Raw genomic sequence first — 14791 nt, forward strand, 5'->3', positions numbered from 1 at the left:
GGTTTCTTGCATGCGCGCGGCGCCGGCGGCGGCGTCCGGGGCGGCGCCGAATTCCGCGCGGCGCGGGGTTTTTTCCGTGCGCGCCGCCGCTATCGGATGCGCGCGACTGAAAAACCCGCATTTTTTTACGCCAAAGCTCTTGGCGACGCGGCGGGCTTGCCCTACATTCCGCCTTGCCGAGGGGTTAACCAGGCAACCCATCCATCCAACGCCGTACTACCGGAAAACACTATGGCTACGAAAAAGACCGCTGCAAAGAAGAAGGCCGCGCCGAAGGCCGCCGCCAAGACCGCCGCTCCGAAGCCGATCAAGGAAGTGCTGAGCAAGTCCGGTCTGGTCGCTCACCTCGCCGAAACCACCGGCGTCGTCGCCAAGGACGTGCGTTCGATCCTCGGCGCGCTGGAAGGCGCCGTGCACGCCTCGATCAACAAGAAGGGCGCCGGCGCGTTCACCCTGCCGGGCATCCTGAAGATCACCGCCGTCAGCGTCCCGGCCAAGCCGAAGCGCAAGGGCATCAACCCGTTCACCAAGGAAGAGCAGTGGTTCGCCGCCAAGCCGGCCACCGTCAAGGTGAAGGTGCGCCCGCTCAAGAAGCTCAAGGACGCCGCGCTCTGATCCTGCGGATGCGGCGCGCTTCGGCCCGCCGCATCGGCTGCTTCGCCGGACGCCGCCCTCGGGCGGCGTTCGTGTTTCCGGCACCGCGGTTCGCGCGCGCGCCGTCGCCGACATCGGGCCCGAAGACTCTCGCCGCCGCCGCGCGAACGCCTTCGGGCCCGCTGTTTTTCGCGCGCCCGCGCGGCGCGCGCCATCGCTAAAAATGAATACGCTGAAGCCGTGCAAGCGATGCGTTCGGCGCGCGCACGCCGTGGCATAGTGCGGCCATTCGTCGTGGAGCGTCTGCCGTGGATCCGATCAGCCTGGAAGATTTGGCGCTTTTAGACGTCTTACAGCGCATCGACCAAGGCCAAGCGCCGAACGACCACTCGCGCACCTTGCGCGAGCGCCTGATCGAAGCGGCGCTGGCGCAGGCCGACGACGCCGGCGCGCTGACCCTGACCGACGCCGGCGTAGAGCGCTGCAAATCCCTCCGCCACCGCGTCGCCGCCGACGCGGAAGCCGCGCAGGTGCTCAAGGAGCGCGAGGACGCGGCGCAGGAAACCGAAGCGCCGTGACGCGTTGAGCGACGCGCGACTTTGCCGCATCGGTTTTTTCGGTGCCGCGGTGCATCGATGAAATAACCGTGGCGACGCGGTTCGCGCCCATCGCGGATTTCGTCGTTGCCCGATTGTCGCGGTCGCAGCTTGCGCAGCTCCTACAGTCGGATACGAATCGGCCGAAGCCCCTGTAGGAGCTGCGCGAGCTGCGACCGCGAAAGCGCGACAACGGCGAACCGCTCCTATCCCACCGGGCAAACAGCCATCGTTAGCCGTTGCCGTTGCCGTTGCCGTTCGCCTTGACGTATCTCCGACCCAAGCCCACGCCCCGCAGCCCCGGAGGGCGTGCGCATGGATGCGCACGCGCGCCATGGGTCAGGATGACCCTTATGGCGCGGCCCCGCGCCCCTTTGAGCCCTAGTGGCTCTTGATTCGAAAACAAGGAAAGCGCCTTTCTTTAGTTACTTTCTTTGGCAAGACAAAGAAAGTGACCCGGCCGCTTGCGGACGGAACGCACTTGATTGGAGCTTGTCCTCACTCGTTGTTGCGTTGAAAGAAAAACCGACAGCAAAGTCAAAATGGATTCCGGCTTTCGCCGGAATGACGGCGTGGGGGTTGCGGAGCTGCGGATGATTCGGCGGAGCAACATCGCTTCCATCGAATCCGGCGGAGCGACACCGCTGCGATTTCACAACGAATTTCCAACAAACCTTTGCCCAACTCCACCGCAACGCCCTACACAAAGAAACATCTCCACGCCCCCATCCCACTTGCCCACCGCCCCCCAACCCCCGATATCGAACGTTCCGCCGCCTCCGCCGCAACGCGCATGTCGACGCCTTTCGCCCACCACCTGACCCTCTGGACCCTCACCCCAGACGGCCCCCCCATCCACACCCACAGCAGCGACGTCCTCCCCGTCCGCCACCAAGGCCGCCCGGCGATGCTCAAAATCGCCCACGAAGCCGAGGAAAAGCGCGGCGGCCTGTTGATGAACTGGTGGAACGGCGACGGCGCCGCGCGCGTCTACGCCGACGACGGCGAGGGCGCGCTGTTGCTCGAACGCGCCTGCGGCCCGCGCTCGCTGGCGCAGATGGCGCGCAACGGCCACGACGAGGAGGCGACGCGGATCCTGTGCGAAGCGGTCGCGCGCCTGCACGCGCCGCGCCCGCAGCCGCCGCCGGACGGATTGGCGACGCTGCGCGAATGGTTCGCCGATCTGCCGGTGTACGCGGCCAGCCACGGCGGCGTGCTGCGCCGCTGTTGGGAGGTCGCGCAGGAACTGCTCGACGACCCGCGCGAGGAAGTGCCGCTGCACGGCGACATCCACCACGAGAACGTGCTCGACGCCGGCCCGGACCGCGGCTGGATCGCGATCGATCCCAAGCGCGTGGCCGGCGAACGCGGCTTCGACTACGCCAACCTGTTCACCGATCCCGACGGCGAAACCGCGCTGGCGCCGGGGCATTTCGAGCGCCGGCTGAGCATCGTGACCGAGCTGGCGCGGATCGAACGGCGGCGCATGCTGCAGTGGATCGTCGCGTTCCAGGGTTTGTCGGCGGCGTGGTTCCTCAGCGATCAGGAGCAGCCGGACAAGGAATTCGCGATCATCGGCAAGGCGCTGAACGAGTTGGATCGCGCCTGAGGGTCGCGCCGATTCGAGCGCCGCGGGCCGGCCGCGGCGCACGGCGCCCGCGCATTGTGAATAACGAGGACCGGCATCGAGCCCGAGGTTCTCGCGCGAACACGGCTCATGTCTTCCAACGATTCTCGCGGCAGGTTCCGCAGGGTCGATGCGCTCGAATCGACCGCGACGCCGCTTACCGCGACGCGGCCTCCCAGCCGCCGCCCAGCGCTTTGTAGAGATTCACCTCCGCCGTCAGCGCATCGCCCTGCAACTGCAGCGCGGTCAGTTCGGCATTGAACAGATTGCGCTGCGCGTCGAGTTCTTCCAGATACGAGGCATAGCCTTCGTTGTAGCGGTTGTGCGCGATCCGCAGCGCTTCGGCCAAGGCCTGCTGCTGTTGCAGCGCTTGTTCGCGCTGTTCGCGCAGGTAGGCGATCGCCGCCATCGCGTCCTCGACTTCGGCGAACGCGGTCAGCACGGTCTTCTGATAGCCCAGCACCGCCTGATCGCGCCGCGCCGCGCTCGCGTGCACGCCCGCGCGCAGGCGGCCGGCGTTGAACAGCGGCGCCAGCACGCTGCCGCCGACGCTCCACACCCGGATCGGGTCGCCGTGCAGCAGGCTCGATTCGAGGCTGCCGAGCGAACCGGTCAGACGCAGCGTCGGCAACAACTGCGCGCGCGCCGCGGCGAGGTTGGCGTCGCTGGCGGCGATCTGCGCTTCGCCTTGGGCGATGTCGGGCCGGCGCCGCAGCAACTGCGAAGGCACGCCGGCGGCCGGCAGCGCGGGCGCGGCGATCTCGGCCAACGGCTTGCCGCGCTCGATCGGCTGCGGCGCGCGGCCGAGCAAGACCGACAGCGCGTCTTCCTGGCGCCGGATCGCTAATTCCAACTGCGGCACGACCTGCGCCGTGGCGCGGTATTCGGCCTGCGCCTGCGCCAGTTCCAGGCGCGAGGTGTAGCCGGTGTCGTAGCGGCGCTGGGCGAGCTTGAGCGCGTTCTCGCGCGAGGCCAGGGTGCGCCGCGCCACGTCCAGGCGCGCGTCGCTGGCGCGCAGGCCGAGATACCCCGAGGCCACCGTCGCGGCGACGCTCAAACGCACGCTGTCGGCGCCGGTCTGGCTGGCGAGCAGGTTGGCGCGGGCCGCGTCGGTGAGCGAGCTCAGGCGGCCCCACAGATCGACTTCGTACGCGGCCTGGAACTGCGGCTGGCTGACCGTCGACAGATTCGGCCGCCCGGTCGCCGCGCCGACGCTGCGCGCGCGCGTGGCGCTGCCGGCCAGATCCAGCGTCGGCCACTGCTGCGCGCCCTGCGCGTCGAGCAGCGCGCGCGCTTCGGCGACGCGCGCCGCGGCCAGACGCAGGTCGGTGTTGTGTTCGAGCGCGGTGTCGACCAACTGCGACAGCGCCGGGTCGTTGTAGCCGCGCCACCAGTCGCGCTGCACGGCGATGCCGGCGCCGGGCGCGTCGCGCCACGCCGCGGGCGGCGCGTCCATCGACGGCGGCGGGGCGACGGTGACGCAGGCGCCGAGCAGCGCGGTCGCCGCGCCGAGCAGGGCGATGCGGGCGAGGGTGCGCGGCGAATTCATCGGGCCGGGCTCGCACTATTGGACGGCGCGTCCTTCGGCAGCGCGCTGCCCGGCGGCGCGCCGTTCGGCGACGCATCGCCCGGCGGAACCGGATTCTGCGACGAGTCTTTCGCACCCGGCCGCGCCGCCGCATCGTCCGCCTGCAACGCCGGCACCGACGCGTCGCGCGCCGCATCCGCCGCCGCGGCCTGTTCGGCGCGATGCACGGCGGCTTCGTCCACGGCGCTGGCGGTGTCGACGGTGGCTTCCACCGACATGCCCGGGCGCAGGCGCGCGGCGAGTTCGCGTTCGGCCTCGTCCTGCCCGGGCTCCAACGCGATCCGCACCGGCAGGCGCTGCGCGACCTTGGTGAAGTTGCCGGTGGCGTTGTCGGTCTTGATCACGCTGAATTCCGAACCGGTCGCCGGCGAGATCCGCTCGACCCGCCCGCGCAAGGTCTTGCCGTCGAGCGCGTCGACGCGGAACCACGCCGCCTGCCCGGGCTTAATGCGCGCGGTCTGCGACTCCTTGAAGTTCGCCACCACCCACACCCGGTGCGGCACCAGCTGCATGAGCTGGGTGCCGGGGGTGACGTACTGGCCCAGGCGCACGCCGATCTCGCCCAGGCGGCCGTTCTGCGGCGCCTGGATGCGGGTGTTGGCCAGATCGATCTCGGCCAGCCGCAGCGCGGCGCGCGCGTTGGCCACGGCCGCGCTCAGCGCGTCGCGGTTGACGATCACCGAACGCACGTCCTCGTCGGCCGAGCGGCGCGCGGCCTGGGCTTGGCCCATCGAGGCCTCGGCCTGACGCAGCGCGGCCAGGGTTTGGTCGCGTTCGCGCTTGGACAGCGAGCCGTCGCCGACCAAGGCTTCGGCGCGGCGCATATCGGCCTGGGCGCGGGCGAGGTTGGCCTGCGCGGCCTTGAGCTGGGCCTCGACGTTCGCCACCGCGGCCTCGCGCACGCGCTGGGCCTGGGTCGAGTTGGCGAGGTTGGCGTCCTGCGCGGCCAGATTGGCGCGGGCCTGATCGACGCGCTGGCGGTAGTTGCGCGCGTCCAGTTCGACCAGCACCTGCCCGGCCTTGACCAGCATGTAGTCCTGCACCCGCACCTGGGCGACGTAACCGTCGACCTTGGGCGCGATCACGGTGACGCTGCCGCGCACGTAGGCGTTCTCGGTGGTCTGGCGCGCGCTGGAGAACGGCCACAGCCGCCACGCGTAGAGGATCACCAGCACCGCCAGCAGCATGATCAGCAGCGCCGGCACGGTGGCTTTGGATTTGAAGGGCGTCTTCAGCGGCATGGGGCGTCCTTCGGGTCAGGGCGGGGGAGATCAGGCACGGGTGGGAACGGGAGCCGGCGGCGGCGATTGCAGCGCAGGCGGCGTGGGCGCGGCGTCGCGGCTGTCCTGGAACAGCGGCGCCGCCGCGGCCGGCGGGCCGAACGGGCCGGGCACCTGCGAGGCGAAGCTGATCACGGTGTGGCCGCGCCGCCACAGATGCCACTTCAGCAGCAGCACCCAGATCAGCACCGCCGCGGCCAGCCACGCCACCGCCAGGAACACGTCGTTGTAGGCCAGCACCCAGGCTTCGCGGGTGACTTGCTGATTGAACGAGACCAGCCCCTGGTTGGCGCGCGCGCCGCCGTCGCCGAGCACGCGCGCGACCGCGCCGCCGAGCTGCTGGGTGCGCAGCGCCACCTGCGGGTCGCCGAGCGTGGCCTGCTGCATCAGGTGTTGGTAATGCGCGGTCTGGCGCTGGGCCAGATAGGTGCCGAGCACCGCCGAGCCGAGCAGGCCGCCGAGCGCGTTGGTGGTGCTGAACAAAACGATGAAGGTGACCAGATTGCGCAGCCCGTCAGCGACTACGCGCACCAGCGCCAGCAGGATCGAGGAGGCCAGGAACATCGAGGCCGCCATCGCGATCAGGAACTGGGTGAGATAGAAATTTTCCGGCCGGGTCAGGTTGGTCGCGTGCGAGTCCACGTACGCGCAGACGCCGACGATCGCCACCGCGATCAGGCCGAGCCAATCGAAGCGCTGCTTGGGCAGGAACGGCAGGGTCACCACGAAGCCGGCGATGGTGCCCAGCAGCACCAGCCAGAACAGCGTATGCATCTGTTCATTGAGCAGGCCCAGCACGTTGAGCAGGCCGACCGCGCCGACCGATTGCTCCGACAGCACCATGCGCGAGAGCGTGATCGCCAGCCCCAGCCGCACCATGTAGCCGCCGTGCAGCAGCCAGCGCAGGTTGACCATGGGCTTGGAGCGGTTCATCTCCACCACCACGAACACACCCGCGCACACCGCCGCGACGGCCAGGCACTGGCCGAGCCACGGCGTGTCCAGCCACCAGCGCAGGCGACCCTGGGTCAGCGCCACGGTGACCAGCGCGATGGCGGCGGCGTAGAGCGGGAAGCTGACGATGTCCAAGCCGTCGAACATCGGCTGGCGCGGCACCGGCGTGACCCGCAGCAGGTTGATCGCGGCGAAGCAGGCCAGCGCCAGCCCCAGCTCGAACATCACCACGCCGTGCCACTGGCCGTTGAGGAACAGGCCTTCGGCGATGATCCGCGACACCGGCGCGCCGGTCTGCAGCGCGGCGAAGCCGAACATCAGGCCGATCACTTTCTTCGCGCCGCTGAAGACCTCGGCCATGTACAGCACGGTCAGCGAGCTCAGCGGCGCGGCGGCGATGCCGAGCGCGGCGCGCGCGGCGATGGCCGAGCTGAGGTCGTTGGCGACCAGATGCACCACCGCGGCGACCACGAACAAGCCGATCGCCAGATCGGCGAACAGGCGCAGGCCGTAGTGCAGGCGGAACTTGGTCAGCAGCAGGCTGGCGGGGATGTTGGTGGCGAAGTAGGCGGTCAGCAGCCACGCGCCCTCGGCCGTGGTCGCGCCGAGCGCGCCCTGCACCTGCGGCAGGTTGGAGGCGACCAGGTTCATGCCCAGGCTTTGGGTCAGGCCGAGCAGCAGCGAGATCGCCACGAACGCGGCCATGCGCCAGGGCGGCATCGGCGCCGGCGCTGGCGCGGCGGGCGGACCGGGCGGCGGCGAAGGCGGGGCTCCCGCGCCGTCGTCGGCGTGGCCCGGCGCGGCCGCAGGCTTGCTGGGCCCGAACGGGCCCGGCGCCGAGGCGGAAGAAGGCGCGGCGGCGCCCGGCCTTGCGGCGACGGGGCTGGCGGAGGCGGTTGCGGAATCGGACACGGCGGTGGCGGCGGTGCTGGCCATGGCAGGCGCGCGGCTCCCGCAGGCGTTGACGTTGCGACGGATTAGTAGGCAACACCGGCCGGTCAACGATCAAGTTCGCGCGAGGCGGCTGATCTGTCCGTTCGAGTCGCTTTCCCCCTGTGCGGCTATGGTGCGGGTCGTGCGTCGCGGGGATGTGACGGTGCGCCTTTTGCGGTTATCGTGCCGGTGCGGTCGCGTCCGACTTCAAGGAGATGCCGGAGTCGCCGCGCGAAGGGATGCCCATGCAAGAGGACGATCCGTACCGACGCGAACCTAACGCGGCTCGAACCGATCTCTCGACGAGCGGCGAGCGCGAACGCAAGCCCGCAGGCCTGGGCGGCTGGCTGATCGTGCTGGGCTTTCTGATGGTGTGGTCCCTGATCGCCGGAGCCTGGCTTGCGGTCACCAGCTTCGGTTTGCTCGACGCTGCCGGCCTGTCGCCGGCCAAGCACACCGCCCTGATGTTCCATACGGCGGCCAACAGCGTCTTGAGCGCGTTCAACCTCGCGGCGTTGGCGTTGTTCTTCTTGAAATCCCAGATGTTCGTGCGCGCGCTCATCGCCTGGCTCGTCGTGGACGCGATCGCCACCTTCGTCGCCTTGTGGCTGAGCGTGCGCGCCGACCCCAGCGGCGAAGGCGTGCCGGTAGCGATGTCGCTCGTGCGCGTGGCGGTGTGGAACGGCGGGTGGGCGGCTTATGCGTTGCTGTCCAAGCGGGTGAAAAACACCTTCGTGCAACCGCGTCCCTGAGCGTGTCCGCACGTTCGTGCGACACGATTGCGTGACTTCCGCCACGCAGCACCCTCTCGCGCGCTGCCTATAGTGGCCGGCCCCCGCCGCGCACCCGTAAGGACACGCCATGCACGCTTTGCGCCCCCTGGCCGCCGCGCTCGCGCTCGCCGCCGCGAGTTTCGCCGCCGTCGCCGCCACGCCCGCCGAACTGGAAGCCGGCACCGACCGCGTCTTCGCCCAATGGAACCACCCCGACACGCCCGGCTGCGGCGTGGCGGTGTACCGCGACGGCGCGGTCGCGTTCCGCAAAGGCTACGGGCAGGCCAATCTGGAACTCGGCGTGCCGATCGGCGCCGACACCGTGTTCGACATCGGCTCGACCTCCAAGCAGTTCACCGCCGCCGCGCTGGTGCTGCTGGAACGCGACGGCAAGCTGTCGCTCGACGACGACGTGCGCAAGTACGTGCCCGAGCTGCCCGACTACGGCCCCACCGTCACCCTGAGCCACCTGCTGCACCACACCAGCGGCCTGCGCGACTACATCGACGTGCAACTGCTCGCCGGCATCGCCTTCGACGACTACAGCAGCGACCGCCAGACTTTGGACCTGCTGTCGAAGCAGAAGGCGCTGAACTTCGCCCCGGGCAGCGAGTACGTCTACAGCAACACCGGCTATTTCCTCGCCGCCGAAGTGGTCAAGCGCGTGTCCGGCAAACCGCTGGCGCAGTTCGCGCGCGAACGCATCTTCGAGCCGCTGGGCATGCGCGACACCCGCTTCCGCGACGACCACACCTTGCCGGTGCGCGGCCGCGCCAGCGCTTACGGCCGCGCCGAAGTGCCGGCCGGGCAGACGCCGCCGACCGGCATCGAGCGCTACCGCATCGACCTGCCGAACTGGGATCAGGTCGGCGACGGTTCGGTGCTGACCACGGTCGGCGACCTGCAGCGCTGGGACGAGAACTTCTATCGCCCGGTCGTCGGCGACGCCGCTTTTCTCGCCCGCCTGCAACAGCCCGGCCGGCTCGCCAACGGCGAATCCATCGAGTACGCGCTGGGGCTGATGATCGGCGAACACCGCGGGCTCAAGACGGTCTCGCACGGCGGCGCCTGGGGCGGCTATCGCGCGCAGCTGCTGCGTTATCCCGAGCGGCATCTGTCGGTGGCGACACTGTGCAACGTGGCCGCGGCCGACACCGAAACCCTGGCCCAGCGCACCGCCGAAGTGTGGCTGGGCCTGCCGCCGGAGCCCGGCGCGGCGAGCGGCGCGCGCCCCACCGCGGCGGTGCCGGCGGCGGCGATGCAGCGTTGGGCCGGCGTCTACCGCAACCCCAACACCGGCAGCCTGCGCCGGGTCGAATGGAGCGACGGCGCGCTGGAACTGCACGCCTTCGGCGACAGCTTCCCGCTGCGCCCGGTCGGCCGCGACGAATACGAAGTCGACGGCGGGCCGATCGCGGGCCTGTCGTTCCGCGACCCCGGCCGCGGCCGCCCGCGCGTGGCGACCCAGCTCGCCGGCGGCGAACGCACCGACTTCGAGCAAATCGCCACCGCCCGCCCCGACGCCGCCGCGCTCGCCGCCTACGCCGGCGACTACCGCTGCGAAGAGCTCGACCGCGACTACCGCTTGAGCGTGATCGACGGCGCCCTGCATCAAGCCGACCCGCGCTTGGCGCCGGTGCGGCTGGATCCGCTGGAACGCGACAGCTTCACCCAGGGCGGAGTGACGCTGCGGTTCCTGCGCGACGCCGCCGGCGCCATCGAGGCCGTTTCGCTCGACGCCGGCCGCGCGCGCGATCTGCGCTGCAAGCGCCGCTGAGGCCGGCCGGCGCGCGCAACGGGTTATCGTGATCGCCGCCGCCGGGCATACGAACGGAAACGGGAGCGAACGGGCATGGACAAGGTGGATCCTTATCGGCGCCTGCCGGCCAGCGGCGGGACACCGGCCGACCCGGCGTTCGCGCAGGCCGGCTCAGGCCTGCCGCGGCCGCGCCCGCAGGGACTCGGCGGCTGGCTGGCGGTGTTCGCGGTCGTGCTGTTGGCGTGGCTGGCGGTCAGCGCCGCGACGTTCACCCTGATCCTGGCGATGATCGGCTCCTCGCACGCCCCCACCGGCGCCGCGATGATCCGCGCGCAGTGCCTGCTGGTCGCCATCGCCGTGCTGTTCGCGGCCAAACTGACGGTGCTGGCGCTGATGTGGCTCAGGTCGCCGCGGTTCCCGCGCGCGCTGGTCGCCTGGCTGGTCGCCAACATCGTCGTCGCCGCGACGTTCTGGATGTCCCTGGCGTTCGAGCGCCCCGAAGACATGTTGTACGTAGCGCCCTTGCTCGCCACGGAGCTGCTGTGGAACGGCGGCTGGATCGCCTACGCGCTCAAGTCCGAACGCATCCGCAATACATTTTCCGCCCGCGAGCGCTGACCTGCGTCCGGCGCGGCTGGGTTTCGATCAGCGCGCCGCGCCTCGCCGCCGCAGCGCGAGCAATCCGTACAGCGCCACCAGCGCCGACAACGACACGAGGATGGCCAGCCACTGCGCCAGGGTCATCGTCGCCAGGATCGCCGCCATCACCGCGACCGCCAGCAGCGGCATCGGCCAGCTGCCGCCGGGCAGCCGGAACGGCTCGCCGGCGCCGCGCAGGTCGCGCGCCTGCGCGCGCCACGCCGCGACCGAGACCGCGGCGAACAGCAGGCAGATCGCGCCGCCGGAAATCAGCGCCAGGGTTTCGAAATTGCCGATCAGCGCCAAGGCCAAGGCGATGCCGGCGTGCGCGAACAGGGCCACGCGCGGCACGTGGTAGCGCGCGTCGACGCGGCCGAACGCGGCCGGCAGGTAGCCGTCGCGGCCGAGCGCGAACAGCAGGCGCGAGGACGAGAACAGGTTGCCCATCAGGAAGCCGGTCATCGACACGCCCGCGGTCGCCAGCAGCAGACCGTGCGCGGGCGCCCACAGCGCGCCGGCGGCGTCGGCGACCGGCGCGCCGCTGCCGTCCAGGCGCGCGCCGAGCGCGGCCTGACAGGCCAATTGGATGCCGATGTAGAGCAACACCACCAGCACGATCGCCGACAGCGTCGCGCGCGGCACGTGGCGCGCCGGATCGCGCACTTCGCCGGTCGGCACCAGCGCGGTTTCCATGCCCGAGTAGGCGAACACCACCAGCACCATCGACGAGCCCAGCGCGCCCCAGGTCGGCCACGCGGCGGCGCCGAGCTGGCTCCAGTCGACGAACAGCAGGCCGATGCCGGCGAACGCGAACAGCGGCGCGAGCTTGAGCGTGGCCAGCAATACGATCATGCGCGCGCCGAGCTTCACCCCGAACGCGTTGAGCGCGAACAGCGCGGCGTAGACGGCGGCGATGAAGGCCGCGCGCGGCAGCGGCTCGCGCAGCGCGGCCCAGGCGTTGCCGGCCTGTTCGGCCAGCGCCGCGGCGACGCCGGCGCTGGAGGAGGTGTTGCACACCCACATCAGCGCGCCGGCGAGAAAACCGGCGAACGGCCCGAACGCCGCACCGACGAAGGTGTACGGCCCGCCGGTGGCCGCGGCGCGGCTGCCGACCGCGGCGAAGCACAGCGCGATCGGCACGATCGCCAGCGCCCCGGCCACGAACACCAGCGGCGCGCTGGCGCCGAGCCGCCCATACAACAACGCCGGCAACATGAAGATGCCGGCGCCGACGATGATGTTGACGATGGACGCGCCGAGCTGGAACGGCCCGAGCGCGCGCACCAGCGCGGCGTCGCCGTGCAGCGCCTTGGGCGGCGGCGCGGCCTGCGGGACGGCGGATGCGGCGTCGGTCATGGCGGCTCCCCAGCGGTCGCGGCAGCCTCGCATGCGGCGGGGGCAAATGCGAGGGCCGTGGGGGGTGCGGGAGCGGCATTCGGGTATGGGGTTTGCGTCGCGACCGGCCGTTGCGCGGTCGCGGCTTGCGCCGCTCCTACAAGGGGACTTCGTGCGCCGCGGTCGCTCCCTGTAGGAGCGGCGCAAGCCGCGACCGCGACATCGCGCCTACGACGCATCCCGCCTCACTCCCGCGCCTGCTCGCGCAAGAAATCCACGAACACCCGCAGCGTCATCGGCGTGCGGGGCGGGAACCGCGTTTGCGTCGCGACCGGCCATTACGCGGTCGCGGCTTACGCCGCTCCTACATGAGCCGCGGTCGCTCCCTGTAGGAGCGGCGCAAGCCGCGACCGCGACACCGCGCCTACGACGCCACCCGCCTCACTCCCACGCCTGCTCGCGCAGGAAATCCACGAACACCCGCAGCTTCATCGGCAACTGCTTGCGCGCCGGGTAATAGACGTAGAACCCCGGAAACGGCGCCAGCCAGTCCGACAGCACCGCCACCAGCCGCCCCTCGCGCAGATCGGCGCGCGCCAGGGGCTCGAACACCTGCGCCAAGCCCAGCCCCGCGCGCGCCGCCGACAGGATGGGCGCGCTGTCGTTGAGGATCAGCCGCCCGCTCACCTCGACGTCGAAATCGCGCCCGTCGCGGCTGAACTCGAACGGATACAAACGCCGCGCCCCGGGCAGGCGCAGGCGGATGCAGTCGTGCTCGGCCAGATCGCGCGGCGTGCGCGGCGGCGGATGGCGCTCGAAATACGCGGGCGCCCCGACGATCACCTGCCGCTGCGGCCCGCCGATGGGCACCGCGACCATGTCGCGGGCGAGGCTTTCGCCCAGGCGGATGCCGGCGTCGAAGCCCTCGCCGACCAGATCGGCCAGCGTGTCGTCGGCGAACAGCTCCACTTCCAGTTCCGGGTAGCGCGCCATGAACGCCGGCAGGTGCGGCTCGATCATGATCCGCAGCGCGGTGCGCCCGACGTTGATGCGCAGGCGCCCGGTCGGGCGGTGGCGGACGTCGTCGAGGTCGTCGAAGGCGGCCTGGATCTGCGCCAGCCCGGGCTGGATGCGTTCGAGAAAGCGCGCCCCATGCTCGGTCAGCGCGACCTGCCGGGTGGTGCGGTTGAGCAGGCGCACGCCGAGCTGGGCCTCCAGCGCGCGCACGCTCTGCGACAGCGCCGAGGGCGAGACCTCCAGCTCGGCCGCGGCGCGGGTGAAGCTGCCGAAGTGGGCGACCCGGGCGAAGCCGAGCACGGCGGGCAGGGGATGGGCGGCCATCGCGGCGGCTCCGGCGGGGACTGCCGGCAATTATGAAGAAAATCTTCATAACGCATGAGGACTGAGCCGATTTTTCGCGCAATCGCGCGGGCCTACAGTGCCTGCACGCCCTCGCCGGGCGCCGCGGCGGACCCCCACCCGCCGCGTCCTGTCTCTCCCCCCGATCATGGAGAACCGCCGCAATGACTACGCTTCCGACCCGCCGCCTCGGCCGCAACGGCCCCACCGTGTCCGCGCTCGGCCTGGGCTGCATGGGCATGAGCTTCGCCTACGGCGCCGCCGACGAGGGCGAATCGCTGGCCACGCTCGAACGCGCGCTGGAGCGCGGCGTGAGCTTCCTCGACACCGCCGACATCTACGGCCCGCACACCAACGAAGTCCTGCTCGGCGGGTTCCTGCAGGGCCGCCGCGACCGGGTGTTCCTGGCCACCAAGTTCGGCTTCGTGCCCGACCCGGCCAACCCCGCCGTGCGCAGCATCAGCGGCCGCCCCGAGTACGTGCGCAGCGCGGTCGAGGACAGCCTCAAGCGCCTGCGCACCGATCACATCGATCTGTATTACCAACACCGCGTCGATCCGAACGTGCCGATCGAGGACACCGTCGGCGCGATGGCCGACCTGGTGCGCCAGGGCAAGGTGCGTTACCTCGGCCTGTCCGAGCCGTCCGCGCAGACGCTGGAACGCGCCCAAGCCGTGCATCCGATCACCGCGGTGCAGAGCGAATACTCGCTGTGGACCCGCGACCCGGAAACCAACGGCGTGCTGGAAACCTGCGAACGCCTGGGCGTCGGCTTCGTCCCCTACAGCCCGCTCGGCCGCGGCTTCCTCACCGGCGCGATCACCGACGCCGGCACGCTCAGCAGCGACGATTTCCGTCTGAGCACGCCGCGTTTCCAGGGCGACAACTTCGCCCGCAACCTGGAACTCGCGCAGCAGGTCAAGGCGATGGCCGCGGACAAGCAGTGCACGCCGGCGCAGCTGGCGCTGGCTTGGGTGTTGGCGCGGGGCGAGCACATCGTGCCGATCCCGGGCACCAAGCGCCGCAAGTACCTCGACGACAACCTCGGCGCAGTGGACGTGGTCGTGTCGGCCGACGAACTGGCCACGCTCAACGCGGTGTTCGCCCCCGGCGCGGTGGCGGGCGACCGCTACACCGAAGCAGGCATGGCGATGATCGGTCGCTGAGCCGCGCCCGCGGGACGCAGCGGCGACGCTGCGTCCCGTTTTTTCGGCGCAATGCGGCTGCGGCGCGATCTGTCGCCGCGCGGCCACGACTCGCGTCGCTGCTACAGCCGCTGCGCCGCCGCATCGATCCTCCCTGTAGGAGCGACGCAAGTCGCGACCGCGACAACCCAACTACGACGAAACCCGGC

The 14791-nt window shown here is 70.8% G+C and carries 12 protein-coding genes; 7 read left to right on the top strand and 5 right to left on the bottom strand.

Translation table 11 applies throughout. The annotated features are described in order from the left end of the window. The first annotated feature begins 231 nt into the window (after window positions 1-231). From J5226_RS04205 to J5226_RS04215, 3 genes are all read left to right on the top strand, one after another. On the top strand, window positions 232-615 hold the full coding sequence (locus J5226_RS04205) for an HU family DNA-binding protein (protein WP_057949797.1): 384 nt from the start codon (window positions 232-234) through the stop codon (window positions 613-615). Window positions 616-902: 287 nt separating this feature from the next. After that, window positions 903-1172: a hypothetical protein gene (locus J5226_RS04210; protein ID WP_215838611.1), complete on the top strand. Its 270-nt coding sequence runs from the start codon at window positions 903-905 to the stop codon at window positions 1170-1172. An 811-nt stretch (window positions 1173-1983) separates the two neighbouring features. Next, window positions 1984-2799, top strand: coding sequence for an aminoglycoside phosphotransferase family protein (locus J5226_RS04215; protein WP_215838612.1), 816 nt, complete (start codon window positions 1984-1986; stop codon window positions 2797-2799). Between the two features lie 175 nt (window positions 2800-2974). On the opposite strand, the gene J5226_RS04220 is transcribed toward J5226_RS04215, so the two are convergent. From J5226_RS04220 to J5226_RS04230, 3 genes are read right to left on the bottom strand one after another with little or no spacing between them, the layout of a single operon-like run. After that, window positions 2975-4366, bottom strand: coding sequence for an efflux transporter outer membrane subunit (locus J5226_RS04220; RefSeq protein ID WP_215838613.1), 1392 nt, complete (start codon window positions 4364-4366; stop codon window positions 2975-2977). Continuing rightward, entirely contained in the window at window positions 4363-5646 is a 1284-nt protein-coding gene (locus tag J5226_RS04225; protein WP_215838614.1) for an HlyD family secretion protein, read from the bottom strand. The genes J5226_RS04220 and J5226_RS04225 overlap by 4 nt, the downstream gene beginning before the upstream one ends. Before the next feature lie 30 nt (window positions 5647-5676). Then, a complete protein-coding gene (locus J5226_RS04230) occupies window positions 5677-7359 on the bottom strand; it encodes an MFS transporter (RefSeq protein ID WP_215838615.1) in 1683 nt (560 codons plus the stop codon). Window positions 7360-7817: 458 nt separating this feature from the next. On the opposite strand from J5226_RS04230, the gene J5226_RS04235 reads away from it, so the two are divergent. The 3 genes from J5226_RS04235 (at window position 7818) to J5226_RS04245 (ending at window position 10722) form a co-directional block, all read left to right on the top strand. After that, window positions 7818-8324, top strand: a complete 507-nt coding sequence (locus tag J5226_RS04235; RefSeq protein WP_215838616.1) for a DUF2569 family protein — start codon at window positions 7818-7820, stop codon at window positions 8322-8324. Between the two features lie 109 nt (window positions 8325-8433). Continuing rightward, window positions 8434-10122, top strand: coding sequence for a serine hydrolase domain-containing protein (locus J5226_RS04240; RefSeq protein WP_215838617.1), 1689 nt, complete (start codon window positions 8434-8436; stop codon window positions 10120-10122). Window positions 10123-10197: 75 nt separating this feature from the next. Further along, on the top strand, window positions 10198-10722 hold the full coding sequence (locus J5226_RS04245) for a DUF2569 family protein (protein ID WP_215838618.1): 525 nt from the start codon (window positions 10198-10200) through the stop codon (window positions 10720-10722). Window positions 10723-10749: 27 nt separating this feature from the next. On the opposite strand, the gene J5226_RS04250 is transcribed toward J5226_RS04245, so the two are convergent. After that, window positions 10750-12099, bottom strand: a complete 1350-nt coding sequence (locus J5226_RS04250; RefSeq protein WP_215838619.1) for an APC family permease — start codon at window positions 12097-12099, stop codon at window positions 10750-10752. A 420-nt stretch (window positions 12100-12519) separates the two neighbouring features. Continuing rightward, window positions 12520-13419: a LysR family transcriptional regulator gene (locus J5226_RS04255; protein ID WP_215838620.1), complete on the bottom strand. Its 900-nt coding sequence runs from the start codon at window positions 13417-13419 to the stop codon at window positions 12520-12522. A gap of 182 nt (window positions 13420-13601) precedes the next feature. Here J5226_RS04255 and J5226_RS04260 point away from each other — a divergent pair, with 182 nt between their 5' ends. Further along, window positions 13602-14603 (top strand): aldo/keto reductase, encoded by a 1002-nt coding sequence (locus tag J5226_RS04260; protein WP_215838621.1) that lies wholly within the window; start codon window positions 13602-13604, stop codon window positions 14601-14603. The last annotated feature ends 188 nt before the right edge of the window (window positions 14604-14791 follow it).

The organism is Lysobacter sp. K5869 (assembly GCF_018847975.1).
Lineage (GTDB): Bacteria > Pseudomonadota > Gammaproteobacteria > Xanthomonadales > Xanthomonadaceae > Lysobacter.